This is a genomic window from Aliihoeflea aestuarii, from assembly GCF_024105665.1.
Taxonomy (GTDB): domain Bacteria; phylum Pseudomonadota; class Alphaproteobacteria; order Rhizobiales; family Rhizobiaceae; genus Aliihoeflea; species Aliihoeflea aestuarii.
Genome location: NZ_JAAAMK010000003.1, coordinates 435,017 through 461,431, shown reverse-complemented (window position 1 = coordinate 461,431; position 26,415 = coordinate 435,017). Strand labels below are relative to the sequence as shown.

At 64.3% G+C, this 26,415-nt stretch carries 28 protein-coding genes; 19 read left to right on the top strand and 9 right to left on the bottom strand.

Annotation, left to right across the window (positions count from 1 at the left end):
• Positions 1-42: 42 nt before the first annotated feature.
• The 5 genes from GTW25_RS09925 (at position 43) to GTW25_RS09905 (ending at position 6,799) form a co-directional block, all read left to right on the top strand.
• The gene (locus tag GTW25_RS09925; RefSeq protein WP_252911933.1) at positions 43-741 is read left to right on the top strand and encodes an ABC transporter ATP-binding protein; all 699 of its coding nucleotides are present in this window, start codon (positions 43-45) and stop codon (positions 739-741) included.
• A 238-nt stretch (positions 742-979) separates the two neighbouring features.
• Positions 980-3,526 carry an ABC transporter permease gene (locus GTW25_RS09920; protein ID WP_252911932.1) on the top strand — a complete coding sequence of 849 codons (2,547 nt, stop codon included), beginning with the start codon at positions 980-982 and terminating at the stop codon, positions 3,524-3,526.
• A gap of 200 nt (positions 3,527-3,726) precedes the next feature.
• On the top strand, positions 3,727-4,509 hold the full coding sequence (locus GTW25_RS09915; RefSeq protein WP_252911931.1) for a Bax inhibitor-1/YccA family protein: 783 nt from the start codon (positions 3,727-3,729) through the stop codon (positions 4,507-4,509).
• A gap of 167 nt (positions 4,510-4,676) precedes the next feature.
• On the top strand, positions 4,677-5,702 hold the full coding sequence (locus GTW25_RS09910) for a class I fructose-bisphosphate aldolase (protein WP_252911930.1): 1,026 nt from the start codon (positions 4,677-4,679) through the stop codon (positions 5,700-5,702).
• Between the two features lie 368 nt (positions 5,703-6,070).
• Positions 6,071-6,799: an SGNH/GDSL hydrolase family protein gene (locus GTW25_RS09905; protein WP_252912059.1), complete on the top strand. Its 729-nt coding sequence runs from the start codon at positions 6,071-6,073 to the stop codon at positions 6,797-6,799.
• A 15-nt stretch (positions 6,800-6,814) separates the two neighbouring features.
• Here the strand turns inward: GTW25_RS09905 and GTW25_RS09900 are convergent, their stop codons facing one another.
• Complete coding sequence (locus GTW25_RS09900) at positions 6,815-6,976, bottom strand: hypothetical protein (RefSeq protein ID WP_252911929.1); 162 nt, start codon at positions 6,974-6,976, stop codon at positions 6,815-6,817.
• Positions 6,977-7,090: 114 nt separating this feature from the next.
• Here GTW25_RS09900 and GTW25_RS09895 point away from each other — a divergent pair, with 114 nt between their 5' ends.
• The 3 genes from GTW25_RS09895 to GTW25_RS09885 all read left to right on the top strand — a co-directional run bounded on the left by GTW25_RS09895 (position 7,091) and on the right by GTW25_RS09885 (position 10,840).
• The gene (locus GTW25_RS09895; protein WP_252911928.1) at positions 7,091-8,995 is read left to right on the top strand and encodes a propionyl-CoA synthetase; all 1,905 of its coding nucleotides are present in this window, start codon (positions 7,091-7,093) and stop codon (positions 8,993-8,995) included.
• A gap of 115 nt (positions 8,996-9,110) precedes the next feature.
• Positions 9,111-10,391 (top strand): PQQ-dependent sugar dehydrogenase, encoded by a 1,281-nt coding sequence (locus GTW25_RS09890; protein WP_252911927.1) that lies wholly within the window; start codon positions 9,111-9,113, stop codon positions 10,389-10,391.
• A 125-nt stretch (positions 10,392-10,516) separates the two neighbouring features.
• Positions 10,517-10,840, top strand: a complete 324-nt coding sequence (locus GTW25_RS09885) for a c-type cytochrome (protein ID WP_252911926.1) — start codon at positions 10,517-10,519, stop codon at positions 10,838-10,840.
• Here the strand turns inward: GTW25_RS09885 and GTW25_RS09880 are convergent.
• The gene (locus tag GTW25_RS09880; protein WP_252911925.1) at positions 10,834-11,076 is read right to left on the bottom strand and encodes a DUF1127 domain-containing protein; all 243 of its coding nucleotides are present in this window, start codon (positions 11,074-11,076) and stop codon (positions 10,834-10,836) included. The two genes, GTW25_RS09885 and GTW25_RS09880, sit on opposite strands and share 7 nt — an antisense overlap.
• Positions 11,077-11,197: 121 nt before the next feature.
• On the opposite strand from GTW25_RS09880, the gene GTW25_RS09875 reads away from it, so the two are divergent.
• From GTW25_RS09875 to GTW25_RS09850, 6 genes are all read left to right on the top strand, one after another.
• A complete protein-coding gene (locus tag GTW25_RS09875; protein WP_252911924.1) occupies positions 11,198-11,926 on the top strand; it encodes an ArsR/SmtB family transcription factor in 729 nt (242 codons plus the stop codon).
• Positions 11,927-12,537: 611 nt separating this feature from the next.
• Positions 12,538-13,329, top strand: a complete 792-nt coding sequence (locus GTW25_RS09870) for an SDR family NAD(P)-dependent oxidoreductase (protein WP_252911923.1) — start codon at positions 12,538-12,540, stop codon at positions 13,327-13,329.
• A 186-nt stretch (positions 13,330-13,515) separates the two neighbouring features.
• Complete coding sequence (locus GTW25_RS09865; protein WP_252911922.1) at positions 13,516-13,689, top strand: hypothetical protein; 174 nt, start codon at positions 13,516-13,518, stop codon at positions 13,687-13,689.
• Between the two features lie 147 nt (positions 13,690-13,836).
• Positions 13,837-14,556: a helix-turn-helix transcriptional regulator gene (locus GTW25_RS09860; protein WP_252911921.1), complete on the top strand. Its 720-nt coding sequence runs from the start codon at positions 13,837-13,839 to the stop codon at positions 14,554-14,556.
• Between the two features lie 64 nt (positions 14,557-14,620).
• Entirely contained in the window at positions 14,621-14,848 is a 228-nt protein-coding gene (locus GTW25_RS09855) for an NINE protein (protein WP_252911920.1), read from the top strand.
• A gap of 70 nt (positions 14,849-14,918) precedes the next feature.
• Positions 14,919-15,431 (top strand): hypothetical protein, encoded by a 513-nt coding sequence (locus tag GTW25_RS09850; protein WP_252911919.1) that lies wholly within the window; start codon positions 14,919-14,921, stop codon positions 15,429-15,431.
• A 68-nt stretch (positions 15,432-15,499) separates the two neighbouring features.
• On the opposite strand, the gene GTW25_RS09845 is transcribed toward GTW25_RS09850, so the two are convergent.
• Positions 15,500-16,192 carry a DUF1013 domain-containing protein gene (locus GTW25_RS09845; protein WP_252911918.1) on the bottom strand — a complete coding sequence of 231 codons (693 nt, stop codon included), beginning with the start codon at positions 16,190-16,192 and terminating at the stop codon, positions 15,500-15,502.
• A gap of 171 nt (positions 16,193-16,363) precedes the next feature.
• Here GTW25_RS09845 and GTW25_RS09840 point away from each other — a divergent pair, with 171 nt between their 5' ends.
• Entirely contained in the window at positions 16,364-17,365 is a 1,002-nt protein-coding gene (locus GTW25_RS09840; RefSeq protein ID WP_252911917.1) for a DUF808 domain-containing protein, read from the top strand.
• Positions 17,366-17,386: 21 nt separating this feature from the next.
• Here GTW25_RS09840 and GTW25_RS09835 read toward each other — a convergent pair whose 3' ends face one another.
• A complete protein-coding gene (locus GTW25_RS09835) occupies positions 17,387-18,112 on the bottom strand; it encodes a L,D-transpeptidase (protein ID WP_252911916.1) in 726 nt (241 codons plus the stop codon).
• 77 nt (positions 18,113-18,189) lie between these two features.
• Positions 18,190-18,510 carry a hypothetical protein gene (locus tag GTW25_RS09830; RefSeq protein WP_252911915.1) on the bottom strand — a complete coding sequence of 107 codons (321 nt, stop codon included), beginning with the start codon at positions 18,508-18,510 and terminating at the stop codon, positions 18,190-18,192.
• 148 nt (positions 18,511-18,658) lie between these two features.
• On the opposite strand from GTW25_RS09830, the gene GTW25_RS09825 reads away from it, so the two are divergent.
• Positions 18,659-19,075, top strand: a complete 417-nt coding sequence (locus GTW25_RS09825; protein ID WP_252911914.1) for an SH3 domain-containing protein — start codon at positions 18,659-18,661, stop codon at positions 19,073-19,075.
• A 203-nt stretch (positions 19,076-19,278) separates the two neighbouring features.
• Here the strand turns inward: GTW25_RS09825 and GTW25_RS09820 are convergent, their stop codons facing one another.
• Together GTW25_RS09820 and GTW25_RS09815 are read right to left on the bottom strand one after the other, a co-directional pair.
• A complete protein-coding gene (locus GTW25_RS09820; protein ID WP_252911913.1) occupies positions 19,279-20,916 on the bottom strand; it encodes an acyl-CoA synthetase in 1,638 nt (545 codons plus the stop codon).
• Between the two features lie 56 nt (positions 20,917-20,972).
• Positions 20,973-21,740, bottom strand: coding sequence for a sulfite exporter TauE/SafE family protein (locus GTW25_RS09815; protein WP_252911912.1), 768 nt, complete (start codon positions 21,738-21,740; stop codon positions 20,973-20,975).
• 106 nt (positions 21,741-21,846) lie between these two features.
• Between GTW25_RS09815 and GTW25_RS09810 the strand changes: the two genes are divergently transcribed.
• A complete protein-coding gene (locus GTW25_RS09810; protein WP_252911911.1) occupies positions 21,847-22,491 on the top strand; it encodes a thiamine phosphate synthase in 645 nt (214 codons plus the stop codon).
• Positions 22,492-22,522: 31 nt separating this feature from the next.
• A complete protein-coding gene (locus GTW25_RS09805) occupies positions 22,523-23,524 on the top strand; it encodes a tetratricopeptide repeat protein (RefSeq protein ID WP_252911910.1) in 1,002 nt (333 codons plus the stop codon).
• A 61-nt stretch (positions 23,525-23,585) separates the two neighbouring features.
• Here GTW25_RS09805 and GTW25_RS09800 read toward each other — a convergent pair whose 3' ends face one another.
• Positions 23,586-25,283, bottom strand: a complete 1,698-nt coding sequence (locus GTW25_RS09800) for an L-lactate permease (RefSeq protein WP_252911909.1) — start codon at positions 25,281-25,283, stop codon at positions 23,586-23,588.
• A gap of 138 nt (positions 25,284-25,421) precedes the next feature.
• Positions 25,422-25,697: a hypothetical protein gene (locus tag GTW25_RS09795; protein WP_252911908.1), complete on the bottom strand. Its 276-nt coding sequence runs from the start codon at positions 25,695-25,697 to the stop codon at positions 25,422-25,424.
• Here GTW25_RS09795 and efp point away from each other — a divergent pair.
• On the top strand, positions 25,678-26,244 hold the full coding sequence (efp, locus tag GTW25_RS09790) for an elongation factor P (protein WP_252911907.1): 567 nt from the start codon (positions 25,678-25,680) through the stop codon (positions 26,242-26,244). The genes GTW25_RS09795 and efp overlap by 20 nt on opposite strands.
• The last annotated feature ends 171 nt before the right edge of the window (positions 26,245-26,415 follow it).

Below are 26,415 nucleotides of genomic sequence, written 5' to 3'. Positions count from 1 at the left end.
ACGGTCGTTCCCACTCATGGCATCATATAGGAGCGATCGGCCTTGGCAGAACCCGTCATCGAGATGAAGGACGTTTCGCTCACGCTCGGCGAGGGGGCATCGTCGGTCCATGTCCTCAAGAATATCAGCCTCGACATCGCCGCCGGCGAGACGGCCGGCATCGTCGGTCCCTCCGGTTCGGGCAAGTCGACGCTCCTGATGGTGCTGGCAGGGCTGGAGCGCATCGACGCCGGCTCGATCGCGATCGCCGGTGAGAACCTGACGAAGATGAGCGAGGACCAGCTCGCCGCCTTTCGCGGCCGCAATGTCGGCATCGTCTTCCAGTCCTTCCACCTGATCCCCAACATGACGGCGCTTGAAAACGTCGCCGTGCCGCTGGAACTTGCCGGCCGCACCGACGCCTTCGAGATCGCGGAGCGCGAACTGGCCGAAGTCGGCCTCAAGGACCGCCTCACGCACTATCCGGGCGAATTGTCCGGCGGCGAGCAGCAACGCGTCGCCATCGCCCGCGCGCTGGCCCCCTCGCCGCGCCTTCTCATCGCCGACGAGCCGACCGGCAATCTCGACCAGACGACGGGCCGCCAGATATCCGACATGCTGTTCGCCAAGGCCGCCGAGCGCGGCATGACCCTGATGCTCGTCACCCACGACCCCGCCCTCGCCGCCCGCTGCTCGCGCCAGATCGCCATCCGCTCCGGCCGCATCGAGGCCGAACCGCAGCTTCAAGCGGTGAACGCGTGATGTATGCGCTCGACGTCGCTTCCCTCTGGCCTGCCGGCCATCTCCCCCGCGAGGGGGGAGATCAAGCACGTCATCCACTTTGCCTGCACCATGATCGCCTGAGCGGGAAGATGACGAGAATAATCTCCCCCCTCACGGGGGAGATGGCCGGCAGGCCAGAGGGGGGCGCGACAAGGCATCGAACCTTCCCGATCGCTGGCACGACAAAATACCTCCCCTCCCCGGCGAGGCAAAACGCATGACCTCGCATCATCTCGCCCTCGCCTTCCGATTCGCCGCGCGCGAAATGCGGGCCGGGCTCTCCGGCTTCCTGATCTTCATCGCCTGCATCGCGCTCGGCGTCGCGGCCATCGGCGGCGTCAATTCGGTCGCGCAGGCGATCACGCTCGGCGTGTCCAACCAGGGCCAGACGCTGCTCGGCGGCGACATGCGCTTCGAGCTCAACCAGCGCGAAACCTCCGCCGACGAACGCGCCTTCCTCGAAGCGCAGGGCGACGTCACCCACACGGCCGGCATCCGCTCCATGGTGCGACTCGAAGACGGCTCCGACCAGACACTCGTCGAGGCGAAGGCCGTCGACGCAGCCTATCCGCTCTATGGCGCCGTCGAGACCACGCTAACCGAACCGTTTCAGGACCAGCTCTCCGAGCGCGACGGCGTCTATGGCGCGATTGCGCCCGACATCCTCTTCCAGCGCCTCGGCCTTGAAGTCGGCGACCGTGTCATGCTCGGCGAACAGGTATTCGAACTGCGCGCCGAACTCCTCAACGAACCCGACGCGATCTCCGACGGCTTCGGCCTCGCCCCGCGCCTCCTCGTCTCGATGGATGCCTTGCGCGCCTCCGGCCTGTTGCAGGAAGGCAGCATGGTCGAGCACGGCTACAAGATCCGCATGCCGCTCGGCACGTCCGAAGACGATATCGAGGCAGTCCGCGAAGCCGCCGCAACCGATTTTCCCGAAGCCGGCTGGTCGCTCCGCTCGCGCACCAATGCCGCACCGTCGCTGTCGTCCAACATCGAGCGTTTCTCGCAATTCCTGACGCTGGTCGGCCTGACCGCGCTCGTCGTCGGCGGCGTCGGCGTGGCGAATGCGGTGCGCGCCTATCTCGATTCCAAACGCGGCGTCATCGCCACCTTCAAGAGTCTCGGCGCATCGGGCGCGCTGGTTTTCGCGATCTATCTGATCCAGATCCTCATCATCGCAATCGTCGGCATCGCCATCGGACTGGTGCTCGCCGCGCTGATGCCGTTTGCAGCAAGTGCGATGCTCGCCGCCGTCCTGCCGATCCCGTCCGAAGGCGGCATCTATCCCGGCGCATTGGCGCTCGCGGCCGTCTTCGGCCTCATGGTCACGCTGGCCTTCGCCATCCTGCCGCTCGGCCGCGCGCGCGACGTTCCGGCGACGGCGCTTTTCCGCGAACTCGGCCTCGAAGGGCGCGGCCTGCCGCGCGCGATCTATGTGATCACCGCCGCCGCCATCGCCATCGGCCTTGCCGTCCTCGCCATCGGCTTTTCGGGCGACCGGCGCATCGCGATCATCTTCGTCGGCGCGGCGATCTTCGCCTTTCTGGTGCTGCGTGCGGTCGGCTGGCTCGTGCAGTTTCTTGCAAAGCGCGCCCCACGCGTGTCGTCCACCGCGCTGCGCCTTGCCGTCGGTAACATCCACCGGCCCGGCGCGCTAACGCCGTCCGTCGTCCTGTCGCTCGGGCTCGGGCTGACGCTGCTCGTCACGCTCGCGCTGATCGACGGCAATCTGCGCCGCCAGATTTCGGGAAACCTGCCGGCGCAGGCGCCGAACTTCTTCTTCGTGGACATTCAGGCGAGCGAGGTCGACGCCTTCGCCGCGCTGGTCGAGGCGGAAGCGCCGGACGGCAAGCTCATCCGCGTGCCGATGCTGCGCGGGCGGATCATGGGCATCAACGATGTCGATGTGCGCGACATCCAGGTGCCGCCGGAAGGCGCGTGGGTGCTGCGCGGCGATCGCGGCATCACCTATGCGCAGAACGTACCGGAAAACTCGACGCTCACGGCGGGCGAATGGTGGCCGGCCGATTATGACGGCGAGCCGCTCGTCTCCTTCGCCGCGCAGGAAGGATCGGAGATCGGCGTGCAACTGGGCGACACGATCACCGTCAACGTGCTCGGCCGCAACATCACCGCGCGCATCGCCAATTTCCGGCAGGTCGAGTGGGAATCGATGGGCATCAATTTCGTCATGGTGTTTTCGCCCAACACCTTCGCCGGCGCGCCGCATTCATGGCTGGCGACGCTCGCCGACGACGATGCGAGCGCGGCGGACGAGGCGCGCATTCTCAATTCGGTCACACGCACCTTTCCGTCGGTGACCTCGGTTCGCGTCAAGGACGCGCTCGACATCGTCAATGAGATCGTCGCGCAACTCGCCGTCGCCATCCGTGCCGCGGCGGCCGTCGCACTGGTCGCCTCGGTGCTGGTCCTGTCGGGCGCGCTGGCGGCCGGCAACCGCGCGCGGGTGCACGACGCGGTCGTCCTGAAGACCCTCGGCGCAACCCGGCGCACGTTGATCTCCGCCTTCTCGCTCGAATACGCCATCATCGGCTTGGCGACGGCGACCTTCGCGCTCTTCGCGGGCGGCGTCGCCGCATGGTTCGTCATCGCCCGGATCATGGGCCTGCCGTCCGCCTTCCTGCCCGAAGTCGCGTTCTCGACCATTATCCTCGCGCTGGTGCTGACGGTGGGATTCGGGCTGGTGGGCACATGGCGCGTGCTGGGGCACAAGGCGGCGCCTGTGCTGAGGGAGCTTTAGGAAAAGCGCATATTTTCACCGATCGAGACCAATTGCCGCCGTTCACGGCGTATTTCACGTTCGGTTTGGTCTTGTGAACGCCGCAAAGAATGCGCATATTCTGCAACAGGCATGCTGGAGTCCCGCCAGCGGCGCCTGGAGCATGCGCCTATCGGCGGCTCCGACACCGGACGGGATGCATAGCAAGAGGAACCATTCACATGGCTGACCTTCGTAATTATCAGGCGCGGTACGGAGCCGCCGGCGGCGTCCAGGCCGACGCTTCGATCGACCAGGGCCTGCGCGCCTATATGCTCAGGGTCTACAATCTGATGGCGCTGGGCCTTGCCATCACCGGCGTTGCCGCACTCGGCACCGTCTCGCTCGCCGTCACGTCCGATCCGGGCCAGGCGGTCGCCACGCTCGGCAACGGGCAGATGCTCACCGCGCTCGGCGCCACGCTCTACGGTTCGCCGCTGCGCTGGGTCGTCATGCTCGCGCCGCTCGCCATGGTGTTCTTCCTGTCGTTCCGCATCGACAAGATGAGCGTATCGGCCGCGCAGACCACCTTCTGGGCCTATGCCGCGCTGATGGGCGTGTCGCTGTCGTCGATCTTCCTGGTCTACACGGCCCAGTCGATCACGCAGACCTTCTTCATCACCGCAACCGCCTTCGGCGCGCTCTCGCTGTGGGGCTACACGACCAAGCGCGACCTGACGGGCATGGGTTCGTTCCTGATCATGGGCGTGTTCGGCATCATCATCGCGATGATCGTCAACATCTTCCTGCAGTCCTCCGCGCTCCAGTTCGCGGTTTCGGCGATCGGCGTTCTGGTCTTCGCCGGCCTCACCGCCTACGACACGCAGAAGATCAAGGAAATGTACTACGAGGGCGACGGCGCCGTCGCCATGGGCCGCAAGGCCATCATGGGCGCGCTGCGTCTCTACCTCGATTTCATCAACCTGTTTCTGTTCATGCTCCAGTTCCTGGGCAATCGCGAATAGTCACGGCGAACAAACAGACGGATCAGGGCGGCCTTCGGGTCGCCCTTTTTTGTTTCGTTGCAAAGACGTGATATTTCAATCGATTGGAGCGCCCGCCGCAGCATTCCGTTCGTCACACGCATCTGCTATGCGCCAATTCACCCATTTCGATCAGGAGAACATTGCAGATGACGGAACGTCTCGAAGACATCGCGCGCGCCATGGTGGCCGACGGCAAGGGCATTCTGGCCGCCGACGAAAGCTCCGGCACGATCAAGAAGCGCTTCGACGCGATCAAGGTGGAATCGACCGAAGAGAACCGTCGCGATTACCGCGAGCTTCTGTTCCGCTCGCAGGACGCCATGAAGAACCACATTTCCGGCGTCATCCTCTATGACGAGACGATCCGCCAGAAGGCCGCCGACGGCACGCCGCTCGTCGACCTGATCAAGGCGTCCGGCGCGGTTGCCGGCATCAAGGTCGACGCCGGCGCCAAGGCGCTTGCCGGCTTTCCGGGCGACACCGTCACCGAGGGCCTCGACGGCCTTCGCGAGCGTCTGGCCGAATATTACAAGCTCGGCGCGCGCTTCGCCAAATGGCGCGCGGTGATCGACATCGACGAGGAGAACAACGTCCCGTCCGCCACCGCTATCGACGCCAACTGCCATGCGCTCGCCCGCTACGCCGCGCTGTGCCAGGAGGCCGGCATCGTTCCGATCGTCGAGCCGGAAGTGCTGATGGACGGCGCGCACGACATCGACACCTGCTACGAGGTGACGAAGGTCACGCTGCTCCAGCTCTTCTCCGAGCTCTACGCCGCCGACGTGAACCTCGAAGGCACGATCCTCAAGCCGAACATGATCGTCCCCGGCAAGAAGTCCGGCACCGAGGCATCGCCGCAGGAAGTGGCCGAAAAGACCATCAAGGTCTTCCGGGAAACCGTACCGGTCGCCGTTCCGGGCATTGCGTTCCTGTCGGGCGGCCAGTCCGACGAGGAAGCGACCGCCAATCTCAATGCGATCAACGCAGCCGGTCCGCTGCCGTGGAAAGTCACCTTCTCCTACGGCCGCGCGCTTCAGGCCGCACCGCAAAAGGCATGGGCCGGCAAGACCGAAAACGTCGCCGCCGCCCAGACCGCCTTCGCCCACCGCGCCCGCATGAACGGCCTCGCCGCACAGGGCAAATGGTCGGCGGAGCTGGAAAAGCAGGGCTGAGGCCAAGACGCCGCCCTCTCCCCTTGTGGGAGAGGTGGGTCGACGCGAGGCGTCGAGGCAGGTGTGGGGTAGTACTTATGCCGGATACGCAACGTCGGTTGAAATGGCGAGGCGTGGACCTCTGTGACGAGCACAGAGGTGAGGGTGGAAATGTAGAGCCAGCCCCACCGCCGCAAAGTCCGACATGACCTGGATGCCGTCACCCCTGTGCTCGCCTGCCCCCGTGCTTGTCACGCGGGTCACAGGAGTCCATGCCTCACCCGGCAAGGCAACCCGCCACGTTTCCTTAACCCGGTCACAATGACGCAGACGCTCGGATGTCCGTCATCCGGGTTTTTTGCCGCCCGCTTGCCCGCTATAATCGGGCGATGTCGCTTCTGCCCCTCCTCACCTGGCTCGCCTTCCCGGTCTATGTCTGGCAGGGTCTGATAGTGCGCCGCCGCGTCCAGCGTATGCTGCCGGCGCAAGGCCCGGTCATCCACCGCATCGCGGGCGAAGGCGAACCGATCAATCTCCTCGTGCTGGGCGATTCCTCCGCAGCCTCGGTCGGCGTCGAAAGCTCGGAGCGCGGCCTCGCCGCCCGTCTCGCCCACCGCGCGCACGAGGCGACCGGCCGTCCCGTCGTGTGGCGCGCTGCGGGCTTCAATTCCGCCACCGCCGGGCGGCTGCGCGATCATGTCGTGCCCAACATGGACCCCGGCCACTGGACGCATCTGGTGCTCACCGTCGGCTCCAACGACGCAAAGAACTTCCACACCGGCGCGCGGTTCAACCGCGAATTCGGCACGCTGCTCTACGCCCTGCGCGCCAAATGGCCCGAAGCGCGGGTCGTCTGGTCGCCGGTCGTGGAAATGTCGCTGATGCCCGCTCTGCCGCCCGCACTCGGGCGCATCCTCGAAATCCGCGCCGGACTGATCAATTACTGGGGCCATCGCCTCTGCCTCGAACGCGGCGCGGTGCCGGCGACGCGGCTGCCGATCGACGATCCGATCGCGGGCTTTTCGGTCGACGGTTTCCACGCGTCGGAAGCCGGCTACGACCGATGGGCCGAGCACCTCCTGCCGCTGTTGCTCGACACCGACATCGTCGAAGCGTGAGTTTCCGGTTTAAGCTCAGTGCGGCCGGATCAGCACCGTCAGCATCATGATAGCGAGCGCCGCCACGGCGATCTTCCAGAAATCGCCGCGCTTTTTCAGGCCCGGAATGCCGATCGGCTTGATGATCTGCACGACCATCGCGGCGATAAACAGGAAGGCGACGACTTTCGATTGCATGGCGAATCCTCTATCGCCTCCCAATAGCAGGTATCGCCCGCCCTGTCCGACTTTCGCCGCTCTGGACAGGTGCGCCGCCCCCCGGTTACCAATTCGCCATCAGGGAGGACGCATATGGCATCGCGCTATCAGGAGACCTACGCACGCTGGCAGGCGGACCCCGAAGCCTTCTGGCGCGAGGCGGCAAAGCTCGTCGACTGGGTGCGCGAACCCGACCGCATCTTCGACGCGAACGCAGGCGTCTATGGCCGCTGGTTTCCCGATGCGATCTGCAACACCTGCTGGAACGCCGTCGACCGCCATGTCGAAAATGGCCGCGCCGATCAGCTTGCGCTGATCCACGACAGTCCCGTCACGGCTACGAAGCGCACGCTTACCTATGCCGAACTCAAGGCCGAAGTGGTCGCGCTCGCCGCCGTGCTGCAGGATCGCGGCATCGAAAAGGGCGACCGCGTCATCATCTACATGCCGATGGTGCCGGAGGCCGCAATCGCCATGCTCGCCTGCGCGCGGATCGGCGCGGTGCATTCGGTCGTCTTCGGCGGCTTTGCGGCGCGCGAACTCGCCACCCGCATCGACGACGCGAAGCCCAAAGCCATCATCGCCGCCTCCTGCGGCATCGAGCCTACCCGCATCGTCGCCTACCAGCCGCTCTATGACGGCGCGATCGCGCAGGCCCGGCACAAGGTCGAAACCGTCATCGTCCTCCAGCGCGACCAGCAGATTGCGACGCTCACCCCCGGCCGCGACGTCGACTACGCGACCGCCATCGCAAAGGCCAGGGCTGACAAGCGCGACGTGCCCTGCGTGCCGGTCGCGGCCACCGACCCGCTCTACATCCTCTACACCTCCGGTACGACCGGCCAGCCCAAGGGCGTCGTGCGCGACAATGGCGGCCATCTCGTCATGCTCGCCTGGTCGATGGAAAACGAGTTCGGCGTCAGGCCGGGCGAGGTGTTCTGGGCAGGTTCCGATGTCGGCTGGGTCGTCGGCCATTCCTACATCGTCTACGCGCCGCTCTTTCACGGCTGCACGTCCGTCGTCTTCGAGGGCAAGCCGGTCGGCACGCCGGATGCGGGCACCTATTGGCGCGTGATCTCCGAGCACAATGTCGTCGCGCTCTTCACCGCCCCCACCGCCTTTCGCGCCATCAAGGGGCAGGACCCGAAGGGCGAGTTCGTGCGAAAATACGACCTGTCGAAATTCCGCACCCTGTTCCTGGCCGGCGAGCGAGCCGATCCCGAAACGGTCAAATGGGCAGAGAACCAGCTCGGCAAGCCCGTCATCGATCATTGGTGGCAGACCGAAACCGGCGCACCGATGAGCCACAACCCGGTCGGCCTCGGCGCTCTGCCGGTCAAATACGGTTCGCCCGGCGTGCCCATGCCCGGCTGGGACATGGCGATCCTGGACGATGCCGGCCACGAAGTCCCGCGCGGCACGCTCGGCAATGTGGTGGCAAGGCTGCCGCTGCCGCCCGGCAGCCTGCCGACGCTATGGAACGCGGATTCCCGCTTCAAAAGCGCCTATCTCGAAGAGTTCTCCGGCTATTACAAAACCGCCGACGCTGGCATCATCGATGACGACGGCTACCTCTTCATCATGGCGCGCACCGACGACATCATCAACGTCGCCGGCCACCGCCTGTCGACCGGCGGCATGGAGGAGGTCATCGCCGAACACCCCGACGTCGCCGAATGCGCCGTCATCGGAATAATCGACGCGATGAAAGGTCAGGTCCCCTGCGGCTTCGTGGTCCTGAATGCCGGCGTCGACCGCCCGGCGGACGAGATCGAACGCGAAGTCGTCGCGCTGGTCCGCGAAAAGATAGGCCCCGTCGCCGCCTTCCGCACCGTCGTCCCCGTCAAGCGCCTCCCCAAGACCCGCTCCGGCAAGATTCTCCGCGCCACCATGCAAAAGATCGCCGACCGCGAGGACTGGTCAATGCCCGCGACGATCGACGACCCGGCGATTCTGGATGAGGTGGAGGCGGCGTTGCGGGGCAAGGGGATCGGATAGGAGCCACGCAGCCTGTCGTCAGCCGGCATTCGTATTGACGTTACGTAATGTAAGCTGGCGCTGATTTAACCGTTGTGCTTAAGTTCCAATCGTAATTTCAACGGGAGGAACTTCGATGCCTAGCAAGTTATTGACCTGGCAGGCGACCACGCTCGCCGCAACGGCGATGGCCGCTATCTTGCCCGCCGCCGCGCTCGCGCAGAACCAGGGTCCCACTCTCACTCACGAAACGGTGCTTTCCGACCTTCAGGATCCGTGGGATATGGCGTTTCTGCCGGACGGAACCATGTTCTTCACCGAGAAGTGCCGGGGCCTGTCGGTCCTGTTGCCGTCGGGCGACGTGAACGCGCTTCTGGGCATAGGCGGATCGGACGGCTTTTCGAGTACCGGGGAGGATCTGTTCTGTGAGGGGCAGGCCGGCATGAACGGCGTCGCCGTCGATCCGGATTTCGATGAGAACCGGTTCGTCTATGTCTATTCGGCGTCGAACCTCACCGAACCGGGCGGCAACCGCGTCCTGCGGCTGGTGGTGAACGACGACCTCTCCGAAGTGTCCGACCGCACCGACATCGTCGACGACATTCCCTATAAGCCCGTGGCCACGGACCAGCCTTTCGGTGGACCGGGCGCGCATAATGGCGGGCGCATCCGTTTCGATCCCGAAGGCCATCTTTTCGTGACGACGGGCGATACGCACAATGCCGAGGTGCCGCAAAGCCCGACGCTGATCGGCGGCAAGGTGCTGCGCATCGACCGCGACGGCGAACCGATCGAAGGCAACAATGCGCCGGACGGCTTCGATCCGCGCATCTTCACCTACGGTCATCGCAACGTACAGGGCATCGCGTTCCGTCCCGACACCGGGCAGCCCGTGGTTGCCGAGCATGGTCCGTGGCATTCCGACGAGATCACCGCGCTGGTTGCCGGCGGCAATGGCGGCTGGGATCCGCGGCCCGGCGAGGCGGGACGCGGCGAATGTCCCGACGGATATTGCGGCTACGAGCCGAACCAGATGGACGAGATGAACCCGCAGGAACGTGCCGAATACATGCCGATGACGGACCTCAACACCTATCCGGACGCGATGAAGCCGGCATGGAACAACAACGGTCTGTCGCAAGGCAGCGTCTCGGCCGCTTTCCTGTCGGGCGAACAGTGGGGCGAATGGGATGGCCGTATGGTCGTCGGATTGATGGGGATCGGTTTCGGCGGAACGCCGGTCGGCCAGCGTATCGACATCGTCGATCTGGCGGAGGACGGCCTGTCCGTCAACAACGTGACCGAAATGGCGCTTCCGATGGAGTCCGGTCGTTTCCGGTCGCTGGTGCAGGGGCCGGACGGCAATCTCTACGCCGCCATCGACGAGGGCGACATCTATCGCATCACGCCTGAATAAGGCGAAGCAAGCCGCATTGCTGCAAGGCAGTGCGGCTTCGTTTCCGCTGCCGTTCCCCTGTCTCGGGTGCATGCCGCACGCCTGCCGGGGTCGCCGATATCCTGCAAATCCAATGGGTGCTCATCATGAAGATTCCGACCGGCACGGCGCTTTTGCTGGCCCTCGCGGTGCCCGCCATCGCACAGGAACCGCCCGCTGCCGATATTGCGGCGGGAGAAAAAATGTATGCGAGTTCGTGCGCCCGATGTCATGGACGCACCGGTCGCGGCATGGCCAGCTTCCCCCCTGTCGAAGGAAAAGACGTCGACTATCTCGTCGGCCGGCTCGAGCAATATCGCGAGGGGGAAAATGTCGGGCCGAATTCGGCCCTGATGAAACCGGTCGCGGCGAAACTGTCCGACGAAGACATCACCAACCTCTCCGCCTTCATCGCGGCGAACTTTCAGTGAGGTGAATTTGACGTGTCGGGATGCGAGGGGCTTGAGCGAGGTACGCCTTGCCAGAACGGCTTGCGCCCTTCCCGCAATGCGTCCTTGCGGCAGATGCCGATATCGCGAAGCTCATGAGGCTCCAGTTCGAGCAGTCTCGTGCGCTGGCGCCGGCGCTGCGGCCAGACCAGAAAGACGTGGCGCAGCACATTCGAAAGCCGGCCCTCTATCGGGGACTTGCGGAGCGGCGCAGCCATGCTGCGAAATTCGTTTATCGCCATTGTCGGTCACTTTCAAAGCATCGGGTCTCTCGTCCCTACCCGACTTGTCGCCTGCGATGCTTCGGCCGGGGCCGAAGCGTTCGGGCTGGCTTTCCGCATGGCTGGTTCTATGCTGGCATCCATGGCGAATATGGCTTCAGGAAACACCATCGCGACCGTAGCGGCGCTTCTCGGCGAGCCAGCGCGCGCCAACATCATGTCTGCCCTGATGAGCGGACAAGCCTTGACGGCGGGAGAGCTGGCCCGCTCGTCCGGCGTGACGGCGCAAACGACGAGCGGACATCTTGCCCGACTTGCCGAAGCCGAACTGATCGTACCCGAACGGCAGGGCAGGCACCGCTACTACAGATTGGCCTCCGTCGAAGTCGCGCAGATGGTCGAGACGCTGTCGATCGTCGCATCCATGGGGCCGAAGCGACATCATCCTGTCGGCCCGCGCGATGCGGCTTTACGCAAGGCGCGCACCTGCTATGATCACCTAGCGGGAAGACTGGGCCTTGCCATCGCCGATTCCATGCAGGCAAAGGGCCTCATTCTACTGGCCGATGGAGCCGGTTTGCTGACGCCGGCGGGACAAGGCTTCGCCGCGGATTTCGGGCTCGACCTCCACGACGGCTCGAAACGGCCGCTTTGCCGGACATGCCTCGACTGGAGCGAGCGCCGGCACCATCTGGCCGGCCGGCTGGGCGCCGCGATTCTCGCCCGCCTTCTGGAACGTCATTGGGTGAAACGCTCACAGGACAGCCGCGCGCTCATCGTGACGCGCAGCGGCGAACACGGCCTCGCCGAATCCTTCGGCCTGGCGCATGATTGGAGCATGGAATAGCGGACAGGGTGAGGCCTGGATTCCTGTGACGAGCACAGGAATGACGATCTTCATGAACCTTTCTGCAAACCGCAAACGCTGGAGACTGGCATAAACCCTGATCCCGTCATTCCTGTGCTCGTCACAGGAACCCAGGCCTCACCCTGTCCATTCGCACGACGATCCCGGCCGTCGCAAACTTATCCACTCTCTCCCCGCCTCCCCTATCATCCGCCTCAGTTCCTCCTGTCGGAAACGCGTCCGGAGACGTTCTGATGTGGGGGGACCGGCGTTCCGATGATGTGGCCAACGTAGCCGCGCTGTCGGGCGCGCCGTGGCCAGAACTTCAGCGCTCCGTTCAAACGATCGGGCGGCGCGCCGCCATTCCGCGCACCAGTTGGTAAGAGCGTCGGGTTCGCCCGCCGTCGCTGGAGAAGGGACACGGTATGACAGCGCCGGGTGACGGCCCCGCCGATCGCACCATACAAATCAAAAAGAGCGTGAAGCGGACCGTCGCCTTCCCGACTCTCCACACGAACCGGCTTTCGGGCGCGGCGACGATGACGCTTGCCTTGCCGCAGCGCACGGCTGCCCGCTATAGGTTCGGCACCAGACGATTGAAAGGATGCGATATGAGACTCGACGGAAAGACGGCGATCGTGACGGGCGCGGCGAGCGGCATCGGCTACGCCATCGCGGAACGCTTCCTGCGCGAAGGCGCGCGCGTCGTCATCGCCGACATCGACACGACAAAGGGCGACAAGGCCGAAAGCGATCTGTCGGCGCTGGGCGAGGTGCGGTTCGTCAAGGCGGACGTGTCGAAGCGGCTCGACGTGCAGAACCTCGTCACCGCCACGCTCGACGCCTATGGCGACATCGACATCCTCGTCAACAATGCCGGCATCGTTCACGGCGCGGAGTTCCTCGACCTGAAGGAAGAGGATTTCGACCGTGTGCTCGCCGTCAATCTGAAAGGTTCGTTCCTGACCGCGCAGGCCGTCGCCCGCTACATGGCCGAGAAGGTGGGCAAGGGCGGTGCGGCTGGCGCGATCGTCAACATGTCGTCGATCAACGCGGTTTTCGCGCTGCCCAACCAGGTGCCCTACTCGATTTCCAAGGGCGGCGTTTCGCAGCTCACCAAGGCGATGGCGATCTCGCTCGCCCCGCTCGGCATCCGCGTCAACGCGATCGGTCCGGGTTCGATCATGACCGACATGCTGGCGGCGGTGAATGCCGACCCGGCGGCGAAGGATCGCATCCTGTCGCGCACGCCGATGGGCCGCATCGGCGATCCGTCCGAGATCGCGTCGGTCGCCGTGTTCCTCGCCTCCGACGACGCCTCCTACGTCACAGGCCAGACCGTTTATGCCGACGGCGGACGCCTGCCGCTCAATTATACGGTTCCGGTGAAGCCGGAAAACTAGCGCATGTCTCCCGAAAGTGGGCACCGGTTTCGGGATAAAGACATGCGCAAAAGCAAGAACCTAAAGCGCATGGAGCGAATCTGAAAGATCGCGACGCGCTTTAGGCGCGTCGTTTCCGCTGCTGACGCAAGGCTGGCAGGAGGGTCGCGGTATCTTCTTCCCCTCGAAGGTAAAGGGAGAAGAGACATGACCCATGACGATGATTTCCGGCTCTGGCGGGAAATAGTCACGCTCGTCCGCCGTGCCCGCGCCGCCCGGCGCAGCCGGATGACCATCGCCGAGCTTCCGGCCAATATCCGCCGCGATATCGGCGTGACGGCGCCGCCGCGCGTGCGGCCCGGCTCGTCATGGTCGCTATAGGCTACGGACAGGCTCCTGACACAAGGCTGTCAGGAGCCTCTCGCTACTATGCCCGGGCCGAAGCCGCGCGGGGATGCGTCGGTTGTGCTAGACTGTCCCGGACGAAGCGGCCTGCCGGCCGCCGCCGGCAGGAGAGGGTGGACCGGAATGCGACGCGCCGATCGGCTTTTCCAGATCGTGCAATATCTCCGCGGCGGCCGGCTCGTCACCGCGCATATGCTGGCCGAGCGGCTGGAGGTGTCCGACCGCACCATCTATCGCGACATCGCCGATCTGCAATCGACCGGCGTCCCGATCGACGGCGAGGCGGGTGTCGGCTACATCTTGCGCGAGGGCTTCGACCTGCCGCCGCTGATGTTCACGCGCGATGAGATCGTCGCGCTCGTCGCCGGCGCGCGCATGGTGCGCGCCTTCGGCGGCGCGGCGATGGCGCGGGCGGCCGAAGAAGCGCTGGTCAAGATCTCCGCCGTGCTGCCGGACGCCGAGCGCGGGCGCATCGACCGCACCGAAATTCACATGCCGCTTTGGGTCGTCAGCGACGCTGAGCGCCGAACCATCGACACGCTGGAGCGTGCGATCGAGACGCGGCACGTCCTGACGATCGACTATCGCGACGAGGCGGGCGCGTCTTCCTGTCGGCAGATCCGCCCGCTTGGGCTGTGGTTCTGGGGCAAGGTCTGGACCGTCGTCGCCTGGTGCGAACTGCGCGGCGATTTCCGCGCCTTCCGCATCGACCGGATCGCGTCCATCGCCTGCGACGGCGTCGTTTTCAGACATGAGCCCGGCAAGCGCCTCGCCGATTTCTACCGGCGCATGGAGCGCGATCAGGCGGCGCGCGAGGAGATGGAAAGGCGCTCGACCCGCTGAACTGGCAATCGGCGGGCGGCGTGCCTATCTGTGATCCGATCGTTCGCTCCGGAGATTGGAACATATGAAATCGGGACCCGTCGCCTTCCTTTTATGGCTTTTGTGCCTCGTCGGCTTCTGCGGCCTTCACCGCTTCTATACCGGGCGCATCTGGACCGGCCTGCTCTGGCTCTTCACGCTCGGCCTTCTCGGCATCGGCCAGATCATCGACCTGTTCCTGCTGCCCTCGATGGTGCGCCAGGCGAATCTGGAACGCCGCGTCGAAACGATGGAGGCGACGCGGCTGCGCTGATTTTTGATGAAACCATCGGGGCGAGCACCCGTTGGTTCCCTGACCGTTCAACGAGCAGAAGGGGATCATCATGTCCATCAGCCGTCGCGACGAAGAGCGCGCTCTCACCAGGGACGAGCGCGAGATCGTCACCAAGACCCATCACCCGGCCCTGCAGGAACTGGACGACAAGGAACTGTCCTCCGTCATCAAGCTCCTGCGTGAGCGCCGCGACAAGGCGAGCGGCGAAGTCCAGCGCCGCAAGCGCGAGATGCGCGGCAAGGCCGCTCCCAAGGGAAACGAGGCCGCGACGTCGGCATCCGGCAACAAGCTCAAGCTGGAGGTGCTGGCGACCGCCATGCGCCGGCTCAACGCCGAGCGCACCCGCCGGGAGGAAATGGGATCGCAGATCGAACTTGCCAGACGCGCGCTGACGCTGAAGCAGGCATCCGACGCCAAGGACGCGCCGAAAAACACTCGCCACGCCCGTAAGGGCATGCGCAAGGCAGCGTCCGAGCGTCGCCAAAATCTGGTGCGGCCGATGGAAACGGGCCGCCAGCGCAAGGCCGGCGCGGTCGCACAGGCCAAGCGCGACAGTCGCTGAAAGATCGGACTATCCGAAACGAAAAGGGCGCCGAAAGGCGCCCTTTTCAATTGGACTGGAGCGGGCCGTCAGAAGCGGTTGTCGTCGTCTTCGTCGGTATCGGTCGATTTCAGCGACGACAGCTTGGCGAAGACGGCATCGGCGTCCAGTTCGTCTTCGTCCCTGTTTTCGCGCACTTCCAGCGTCTCGGTCTCGCGTGCGGGAAGCAGCGTGCCGCCGGTCGGCTCGGCTGCCGGCAGGCCGCGCGAGGCTTTCTGGACCTCGAGGTCGAGATCGATCTGCGAGCAAAGGCCGAGCGTCACCGGGTCCATCGGCACCAGATGCGCCGAGTTCCAGTGCTTGCGCTCGCGGATCTGCTCGATCGTCGCCTTCGTGGTGCCGACGAGGCGCGAAATCTGCGCGTCCTTCAGTTCGGGATGATTGCGCACCAGCCAGAGGATCGCGTTAGGACGATCCTGACGCTTCGACAGCGGCGTGTAGCGCGGCGTGCGACGCTTGGTTTCGGGCACGCGAACCTTGGGTTCGGCCAGCTTGAGCTTGTAGTTCGTGTCGGCCTCGCCCTTGGCGATTTCCTCGCGCGTGATCTGGCCCGTCATCACCGGGTCGAGGCCCTTGATACCCTGCGCGGCCTCGCCATCGGCGATCGCCTTCACTTCGAGCGGGTGCAGCGTGCAAAAGGCGGCGATCTGGTCGAAGGACAGCGCGGTGTTGTCGACCAGCCAGACGGCCGTCGCCTTGGGCATGAGCAGGGTGTTGGCCATGAGATAAATCCTTCCTGTTCGCCCGCGGTCCCGGCCGCGGGCGGTGGGCAAAGCCACCGAATTGGGAAAATCAGCATTGCATATAACGGCATTTCGACCGGATCGCAACGCAAAGTGGTCCCGGATATGCGCGATGTTGTCGAGCCGGTACTGCCGGTCTAGCTTGAAGGCATGAGCGGATTGCTTGCCTTACTCGACGATGTGGCCGCGCTGGCGAAACTCGCCGCCGCGCAGGTGGACGACGTGGCCGCGCAGGCCGGCCGCGTCGGGGTCAAGGTCGCGGGTTCCGTGATCGACGACACCGCGAAGGCCGGCGCGAAGTCGCTCGGCGTCGTCATCGACGATACGGCCGTGACGCCGAAATACGTCCAGAACCTGCCGGCAGCGCGCGAATTGCCGATCGTCTGGAAGATCGCGCGCGGTTCCGTTTTCAACAAGCTCGTCATCCTGCTTCCCGCCGCGCTGCTGCTCGACACTTTCGCGCCCTGGCTGATGACGCCGCTTTTGATGCTCGGCGGCGCCTATCTTTGCTTTGAGGGGGCGGAGAAGGTCGCGCATCTGTTTTCCTCCCATGAGGAGGATCATGGCGACGAGCCTCGAACGCTCGATGCTGCAAAGCTGGAAGAGGAGCGCGTGGCCGGCGCGATCAAGACCGACTTCATCCTGTCGGCCGAAATCATGACCATCGCGCTGGCGGCGATCGAAGCGCAGGGCGTCGTCACGCGCGGCATCGTGCTCGCGCTGGTCGCCATCGGCATCACGGCGCTCGTCTATGGCGCGGTAGCGCTTCTGGTAAAGATGGACGATGCGGGACTGAAGCTGGCGCAGATCGGCCGGTTGTCGGCGACGCGGGCCTTCGGGCGCGGGCTGGTCAAGGCGATGCCGCGCATCATGAATGTGATTTCCACGGTCGGCACGGCGGCGATGCTGTGGGTCGGCGGGCAGATCGTCACGCATGGGCTGGCCGTGATCGGCTTTGGTGCGATCAGCCATTTCATCGAAAGCGTCGCGGCGAATGCCGCCCATTTCGTCGGGGCGGGCGAGGCGGCGGTGGAATGGATCGTCACCGCCGCGCTCGATGGCGTATTCGGACTGGCGCTCGGCCTTGCCCTCAACCCGTTGGTCGGCCGGGTTTTCGTCCCGGCCTTCAAATTGCTGCGCGGGAAGGCCTGAGCCTTCCCGCCGCCATGATCATCAGCCGGCCACCGCGATCAGGTCGGGCGCGGTGTCATGCCGGACGACGATGGCACTGCCGTCGCGCACATTGGCATGCAGATGGATGATGTCCTGATTGATCAGGCGGATGCAGCCGGACGAAATGGACCGGCCGATCGACCATGGCTGATGCGTGCCGTGGACGCGGTAGATGGTGTCGCGTCCGTTCTGGTGGATATAGAGACCACGCGCACCCATCGGGTTGGTGGCGCTCGGGTCCATGCCGCCATTGGCGATCGAATAGGGTTCGAGTTCGGGCTGGCGCGCGACCATGGAATCCGGCGGCGTCCAGCGCGGCCATTCGCGCCTATAGGCGATGACGGCGCGGCCCTGCCAGGAAAAGCCGTCACGTCCGACGCCGATGCCGTAGCGCATGGCGCGTCCGTTCGGGCGAACATGGTAGAGATATTTCTGCCCGGTCTCGACAATGAGCGTGCCGGGACGCTCCTCGGTTTCATAATCGACTTCGCGGCGCCACCATTCAGGGGCCATCTGCGACACGTCCACGGCCGGAACGTCGTACGGCTCCTCGGGCATCGCGTCATACATTGCAGGGCGAACCGGCGGCAGCGGTTCGGGTTCGGGTTGCGGCTCTGGTGTTGAAACGCAGCCGGCGAGTGCGAGCGAACCTGCACCCAGAAGAAGGAAACGGCGGTTCAGGCGCATCGGCAGGGCGTCCCCGGCGCTTGTGGAACGATCAGTCATTGTGTTGCCTCGAATGAAAACTGTGCCGCGTCATCGAAGCGACGCGACGGAAATGCTTGGGAGTGGACGAAGCGAGATCAGGCTCGGGGCGGACGTTCGATGCCCGATGGTCGTTTTGCGATCACCAGCCGTGCGTGCTTCGACGGGCTGTGGGTTTCGTCAGAAGCGGTGAAAGGGACGTCGATTCCGCGCGGAGCGATGGCCTGGATGCCGATGCACACGGCGATGGCGGACCCGTTCTCGCCGGGCGTGCGGGCACTTTCGGTCATCTCGACCAGTTTCTCCTGCAAGGCCCGGCATTTCGGGCCAACGCCATCCATCATCGCGATCGCCTGCGCCGGGACGACGAGCGTCAGGCAGCAGGCGATGGCAAGAAGGATGGGGCGCAGGCGGAACATAGTCGCGGGCTAGAAGCGGAAAGTGGCGAGAATGGCGCAAATGCGATTTCGCCGCCCGATATCGCAAATCGCGGTCATGTTAAGACCATGTCAGTTGCATTCATGCTACACTTTCGGGAAGGGACCGTTTGAGCATTTATGGACTGTCATGCGTACGCTATCGGCCTTATTCGGATTGAGCCTCATCGTCGTCGCCATCGCCATCGGCTGGTGGTCACCCGTCGAGCGCGAAGCGCCATCTCGCGAGGTCGCCGCGGTGCGGGTGGAGCCGGCGCCCGACGTTCCGACGCCTGAGGTTTCCGCGCCCGAAGCAACCGCCGCGATCGGTATCGAGCCGGTCGCCGAGGAGCCGGTTGCCGAGATTCCCGGCGACGTTTTCTACACGACCGCCAATGTGCGCATGCGCAGCGGACCGGCATCGAGCTTCAACATCGTATGGACCGCGCCGGCCGGTACCAGAGTTCATTCCGTGCAGGTCGACGGCAACTGGCATCTCGTGAAGGCCGGCGAGTACGAAGGTTGGATGTATGCGCGCTACATGCGCGAGGGGACGGCCACGCAATAGCGAAATCTTGTTTGCGGGGCACCGGCCAAAAAAAAGAGCCACGGGAAGCGGCTCTCAGGAGTTTAACAGGGAGGCGTCAAACGAAGTGGCCGAACCACTCGGTAAGAATCCAGAAGACTGGATGGCGTCAGTAAACACCCGTAAAGCTTAACGAACGGTAAAATTTTCAAAAACTTTACCGAAAATTCTCCCTGATCGTCGATTCAAAGACCCTTCGCCATTTCGCGCAGCCGGAATTTCTGGATTTTGCCGGTCGAGGTCTTCGGCACCTCGCAGAAGATCACCGTGCGCGGGCATTTGTAGCGCGCGATCAGCGTGCGGCAGTGATCGACGATCTCGTCCTCGGTGGCGGTGCGGCCGGGCTTGAGTTCGACATAGGCGACGGGCGTTTCGCCCCATTTGTCGTCGGCACGCCCGACGACGCCGCAGGAGGCGACGGCGGGATGCTTGTAGAGCGCGTCCTCCACCTCGATGGACGAAATGTTCTCGCCGCCGGAAATGATGATGTCCTTCGAGCGGTCCTTGAGCTGGATATAGCCGTCGGGGTGCATCACGCCGAGATCGCCGGAATGGAACCAGCCGCCCGCAAACGCCTCGTCGGTGGCTTTTTTGTTCTTCAGATAGCCCTTCATGACAATGTTGCCGCGGAACATGACCTCGCCGAGCGTCTCCCCGTCACGCGGGGTCTCCTGCATCGTTTCGGGGTTCATGACGGTCAACCCTTCGAGCGCGGCATAGCGCACGCCCTGCCGGGCCTTTTTCGTCGTGCGCGCGCCCTTGTCGAGGCCATCCCATTCGCCCTTCCATTCGTTGACGGTGGCCGGACCGTAGGTCTCCGTCAGCCCGTAGAGATGCGTGACGGCGAAGCCGGCGTCGGCCATGCCCGACAGCACCGCTTCGGGCGGCGGGGCGGCGGCGGTGTTGAAGGTGACGGTCTGCGGGAAATCGCGCTTGTCGGCTTCCTCCGCGTTCAAGAGCGTGGCCATGACGATCGGCGCGCCGCACAGATGCGTAACGGAATTATTGGCGATGGCGTCGTACATGGCTTTCGCGCGCACCCAGCGCAGACACACATGCGTGCCGATCTGAAGGGCGACCGTCCACGGAAAGCACCAGCCATTCGCGTGAAACATCGGCAGCGTCCACAGATAGACGCAGTGCTTGCCCATGCCGGCATGGATCGTGTTGGCGTAGCACATCAGCGCCGCACCGCGATGGCTGTAGACGACGCCCTTCGGGTTGCCGGTCGTGCCGGACGTGTAATTGAGCGAGATCGAATCCCATTCGTCGTCGGGAATCGACCACGCGAAAGCCGGGTCGCCGCCGGCAAGGAAAGCCTCGTAATCCTCGGTGCCGATACGCTCGCCCTTCGGATAGGGCGCATCGTCCGGATATTCGGGATCGTCGTAGTCGATGACGAGCGGCTTGACCTTTGCCAGCGTCAAAGCCTCGCCGACGACCTTCGCATGTTCGCGGTCGACGATCAGCACCTTCGTCTCTGCATGGTCGAGCTGGAACGCGATGGCGGCGGCGTCGAGACGCGTGTTCAACGAATGCAGAACCGCCTTGACCATCGGCACGCCGTAATGCGCCTCCAGCATCGGCGGCGTGTTCGACAGCATGACCGTGACCGTGTCGCCCTTGCCGATGCCGCGTTTGCCGAGCGCCGAGGCGAGCCGCAGCGAGCGCTCCCAGAAGGTCTTGTAGTCGATCCTTTGCATACCGTGGACGATGGCGAGATGATCGGGGAAGACCTTGGCGGCACGCTCCAGAAAGGTGATCGGCGTCAGCGGCTGGTGGTTTGCCGGATTCTTGTCGAGGTCCGTTTCATAAGGGTTCATGCGGTCTTATCCTCCCGAAATGCGGATCGAGAGAAAACCCGGCGCATGCGCACACGTCAAGCGGGCCAGACCAAAGCACTAAGCCCGTCATAGATGAGTTTGACCGCGACGACGAACACCATCGAATACATGAAGGGGTAGAAAGTTGCCGCGCTCATGCGCCTGACGATCCACGCGCCGGCGAAGGTCGCGATCGGGGCGAGCGGCATCAGGACGGCCGATGCGGCGAGGTTTTGCGCGTCGAACTGACCGAGCGCGAAATAGGGCACGAGCTTGATCGCGTTGACAATGGCGAAGAAGATGACGCTGGTGCCGACATAGACACGCGGCTCCTGGCCGAGCGCGAGCGCGTAGACCTGATAGGGCGGCCCGCCCGCATGGGCGACGAAGGACGTGAAGCCGCTGACAACGCCCCAAAAGCCGCCGCGCATTGGGCTGTGCCCGGCGCGGTGTTCGGCCCCGCCGAGCTTCGACGCCAGCCAGCGAAGGAAGAACACCAGCGCGACGATGCCGACGATGAGCCGCACCATCGCATCCGTCACCACCGCCGCGAGCAGCCAGCCGAGCGCGATGCCGATCACCGCGCCCGGCATCATGATGCGAAGTGTCGCCGTATCGCGGTTGCCACGCCACAGAAACAGCGACACGATGTCCATCAAAATGAGGATCGGCAGCAGGATCGCCGCCGCCTGCACCGGCGGCATGACGAGCGCCATCAGGGGCACGCCGATCAGCGCCGCCGCGCCGCCGAGCCCGCCCTTCGACAGGCCGACGAGAAAGACGGCGGGAAGCGCGGCGGCATAGAACCAGGGATCGGTGAGCAAGGCGGGCGTCTTCTTCTAGCTTCTGGTCAAGCGGTGTTGCATGGCTTATGCCCCAATGCCAACAAGATCGCGCGCCAGATCGGCGTCAACTGTCAAGAGAGTCCCGATGAGCGAATCCGTCCCGAACCGCTGCCGCCTCGTGCTGATCGCGCCTTCGGGCAGTGACGATGCCGCGCCGGTCGATATGGCGCTGGCCGGCGGCGACGTCGCCTCGATCATTTTGCCGCGCGGCGAGCGCAGCGACGAGGCGTATCAGTCCTTCGTCGACAAGGTGACGCCTCTCGCTCAAGGACGAGGCGTCGCGGTCATCGTCGAGGGCGATGCGCGGGTCGCCATGCGCGCCAAGGCGGACGGGCTGCATTTCGAAGGCTCGAAAGCCGACCTCGCCGACATGGTCGAACGCCATGGCGGAAAGATCATGGTCGGCACCGGCGGCGTGAAGACGCGAGACGACGCTCTGGAACTGGGCGAGACGCAGCCCGACTACATGTTCTTCGGCCGCTTCGGCTATGACGGCAAGCCCGATGCCCATCCGCGAAATCTATCGCTCGGTGAGTGGTGGGGCGAGATGGTCGCCGTGCCGTGCATCGTCATGGCGGGATCGTCGGACGAAAGCGTCCTGGCGGTTGCCGAAACGGGCGTGGACTTCGTGGCCGTGGAAAAGGCCGTCTTCGCCGAAGGCGATGCCGGGAACCGCGTTGCCGCGCTGAACGCGCTTCTGGACGAAAAGGCACCGCGCTTTGAAGACTAACCCGCTTTTCGCACTGTTTATCGCTGCCGCGATGACCGCTCCTGCCGTCGCGCAGGACGGCGGCGCGGTGACCGGACCGCAGGCATCCGAGGTCGCGCCGAGCCGCTTTGGAACCCGCGAGGCCGATCCAGCCTACGGCGCCTATCAGCGCGGGCTCTACATCACCGCGCTGCGCCTTGCGCTTCCACGCGCCGAAGAGGGCGACAGCGCGGCGCAGACGCTTGCCGCCGAAATCTACGCACGCGGCCTCGGCGTGCCCCGCAACGGCGCGGAAGCGGCGCGGTGGTATGAGGCGGCAGCCGAGCAGGACGTGGCCGAAGCCCAGTTTCAGACCGCCCTGATCCTTCTCGACGGCGACTTCCTGCCGCGCGACGAGGAGCGGGCCTTCGATCTGATGAAGGCGGCTGCCGACGCCGGCAACCCGACGGCGCAGTTCAACCTCGCCCAGATCCTGCTCGATCAGGGCGACGAGGCGGAAGCAGCCACCTATCTGGAACGCTCGGCCGAGACGGGCCTTGCCGACGCGCAATACGCGCTGGCGCTGGTCATCGCGAGCCGCGACGGCGACGATGCCGATTTCGAGACAGCGCGAGGCTGGCTCGTGCGCGCGGCGCACCAGAATTACGACACGGCACAGATCGAACTCGGCTCCTGGCTGGTCGAGGGCATTGGCGGCCTGCGCGACATGGAAACCGGCTTCGCCTGGATCGATCTGGCCGCGCGCGCCGGTAATGTCGCGGCGCGCAACCGCCTCGCCAAGCTCTACTGGGCCGGCATGGGCGTCGAGGGTGACCGGATCGCGGCGGCAGCCTGGTACATGCTCGCGCGGCAGGGCGGGCTGATCGATCCGATCATGGAGGATTTTCTCGTCGGCCTCAGCGACGACCAGATCGAGGCGGCGCGCACGCGCATGAGCGAACTGGAACAGGCGGGATCGGAAGCGGCAACGCTTGAAGAGCCCGCCGGCGGCGCGGCGGAAACGGAGCCTGCGTCTCTGGCCGATGGCGAGAACAACGAAGAGGTACAGCCCTGATAGACTTCGTATCTGGCCGGGCAAGGTCGATCCTTACCCGGCCAATCGATCTGAATTCGACTTACATACTCGTCATCAACGGGTCGGTCGCGCCCAGCACATAGAAACCGGCAAGCAGCAACAGGCCCGACAGAACCAGATAGTAGATCGTCGGAAGGATCGTGATGCGCAGGGTCGCTCCCTCCCGGCCCAGAAGTCCCACGGTTGCGGAAGCGGCCACGACGTTGTGAATGGCGATCATGTTGCCGGCGGCAGCGCCGACGGATTGGCCGGATACCATCAGCGCCGATGACAGCCCAAGCCCTTCGGCGACCGAGAACTGGAACTGGCTGAGCATCACGTTGCTGACGGTGTTGGAGCCGGCGAGAAACGCGCCGAGCGCGCCGACCGAAGGCGCGAAGAACGGGTAGACCGCCCCCACCTGCATCGAAACCCAGTCGGCGACGACGACGGGCATGCTCTCAAGTCCCTGCGTGTTGACGCCGGAATTGATCATGACACGGACCATCGGCACGGTGAAGATCAGGACGAAGCCGGCGCCGATCAACGTGTTCGCGCTTTCGCCCGTTGCGGTCATGAAGCGCGAGAACGACATCCGGTGCAGCACCAGCGTGATCAGGCAGATGATGACGAGAATACCGCCCGGCGAAAACAGAAGCGGGAAATCGCCTGAAATGCCTTCTTCGCCAAGAATGCCGCTGAAGGCGACGGTGGTCGTCTTCAACGCATCGCCGATCGCCGGCACCGTGCGGCTGATGACGAGGAAGATCGCCAGCAATACGTAAGGCGCCCATGCCAGAGCGAGCGGGATACGCTGCTGAGCGAGGTTGTCGAGCTTGATGTCGATCTTGCCGAACCAGTCCTGCGGCCATTGCGACGGCGGCGCGAAATCCCACGTATCGCGCGGAACGAGGAAACCGGCCCGCGCAGCGAGGGTCACGACCGCAAGACCGACGAGGCCACCGATGAGCGAGGGAAACTCCGCTCCGAGAAAATAGGCGGCGAGAACGTAAGGCACGGTCATCGCGAACGCGGCGAAGATGGCGAAGGGCAGGATGGACAACCCTTCCGTCCACGATTTTTTCTGCCCGAAGAACCGCGTCATGACCAAGATGAGGAAGAGCGGCATGAGCGTGCCGCAGATCGCATGCAGGAGGGCCACTTCCGAGGTGATGACGTGGAAGAAGGCTTCCCAGCTAGAACCGCCTTCCGTCAGGCGATCTCCGATCGCCTGACGGTCAAGACCGGTCTGCACGCCGACGATCAGAGGGGTGCCCACCGCGCCGAAGGAAACCGGCGTCGACTGGATCATGAGGCCGAACACCACCGCAGCGACGGCCGGAAAACCGACCGCGACCATCAGCGGCGCCGCGACCGCCGCAGGTGTGCCGAATCCGGATGCGCCCTCGATGAACGAGCCGAACAGCCAGGCGATGAGGATGACCTGCACGCGCCGGTCAGGACTGATCGTGGTGAAGCCCGCCCGAATCGTCGAGATCGCGCCCGAATGCTTGAGCGTGTTGAGAAGCAGGATTGCGCCGAAGATGATCCAGAGCAGTCCCGCCGTCTGCAACAGGCCCTGCAACGTGGACGCGACGATGCGGTTGGTGCTGACGCCCCAGAAGAATACGGCGATGACGACCGCCATCACATAGGTCAGCGGCATGACGAGGCGCGCAGGCAGCCTGAATCCGATCAGAAGAATACCCGCCGTCGCAATCGGCAAAAACGCCAGCAACGCAAGAAAGCCAGTCGACATTCCAAACTCCCCCCAGATTTCAAATATCCGCTCCCTCGCATCAGGAGAACAGATCCTACTCGCACAGGGAAAGCTCCTCCTTCCCCGCAGCCATCTTGCGTACAATATTTCAAATTACAAACGATATTGGCTGGCCTTTTAATATGTGGCGCCCCTGCCTTCTGAAAATTGTTTGATAACCGGCGCATGGCGGGCATAATTCAGATCCGCCTCATACGAAAGTTTAAGACCGCGCGGGATGCGATGGCGTGGCATCGGCCGGCCCTTGCCCCGGTCATGGATCACGCTCAATTCGGCCGTGCGGCCCGCCACCCTTGCCTGACGCGGCGTTTTATGGTCTTGGAAGCCGCAAATTCCGGCCGAACGGCCAACCCCAATCTTGCGAAAGACGATCATGGCGAAGATCAACGGCAATGAAATCCGTCCCGGCAATGTCATCGAGCACGATGGCGGGCTGTGGGTCGCGGTCAAGACCAATGCGGTCAAGCCCGGCAAGGGCGGCGCCTACAATCAGGTCGAACTGAAGAACCTGATCAACGGCACCAAGCTCAACGAGCGCTTCCGCGCCGCCGAGACCGTCGAGAAGGTCCGCCTCGAGCAGAAGGATTTCTCCTACCTCTACGAGCAGGGCGAGGCGCTGGTCTTCATGGACCAGGAGAGCTACGAACAGCTCGAACTCGACAAGGATTTCGTCGGTGAGCGCGCGGCCTTCCTTCAGGATGGCATGATCGTGACGGTCGAGCTTTACGAGGAAAAGCCGATCGGCATTTCGCTGCCGGACTATGTGACGCTCACCATCGCCGAGGCCGACCCGGTCGTCAAAGGCCAGACGGCAGCCTCGTCCTACAAGCCGGCGGTGATGGAAAACGGCGTGCGCGTCATGGTCCCGCCCTTCATTTCGTCGGGCGAGCGCATCGTCGTCGATACGAATGAGATCACCTACGTACGTCGCGCCGATTGAGGCGGCATAGCCGGTCCATGTCGGCCTGCAAATGGGCGGTTTCTGCGCTTCCGGTGCTCACGTACTGATGTACGCTCCGCTCCGGTTCTCGAACCCGACCATTTTCGGCTCGACCTGAACCGGCTCTCCTCGCCTCAACACCTTTTTCCGACGCGGCAGCGCAAAGGATTC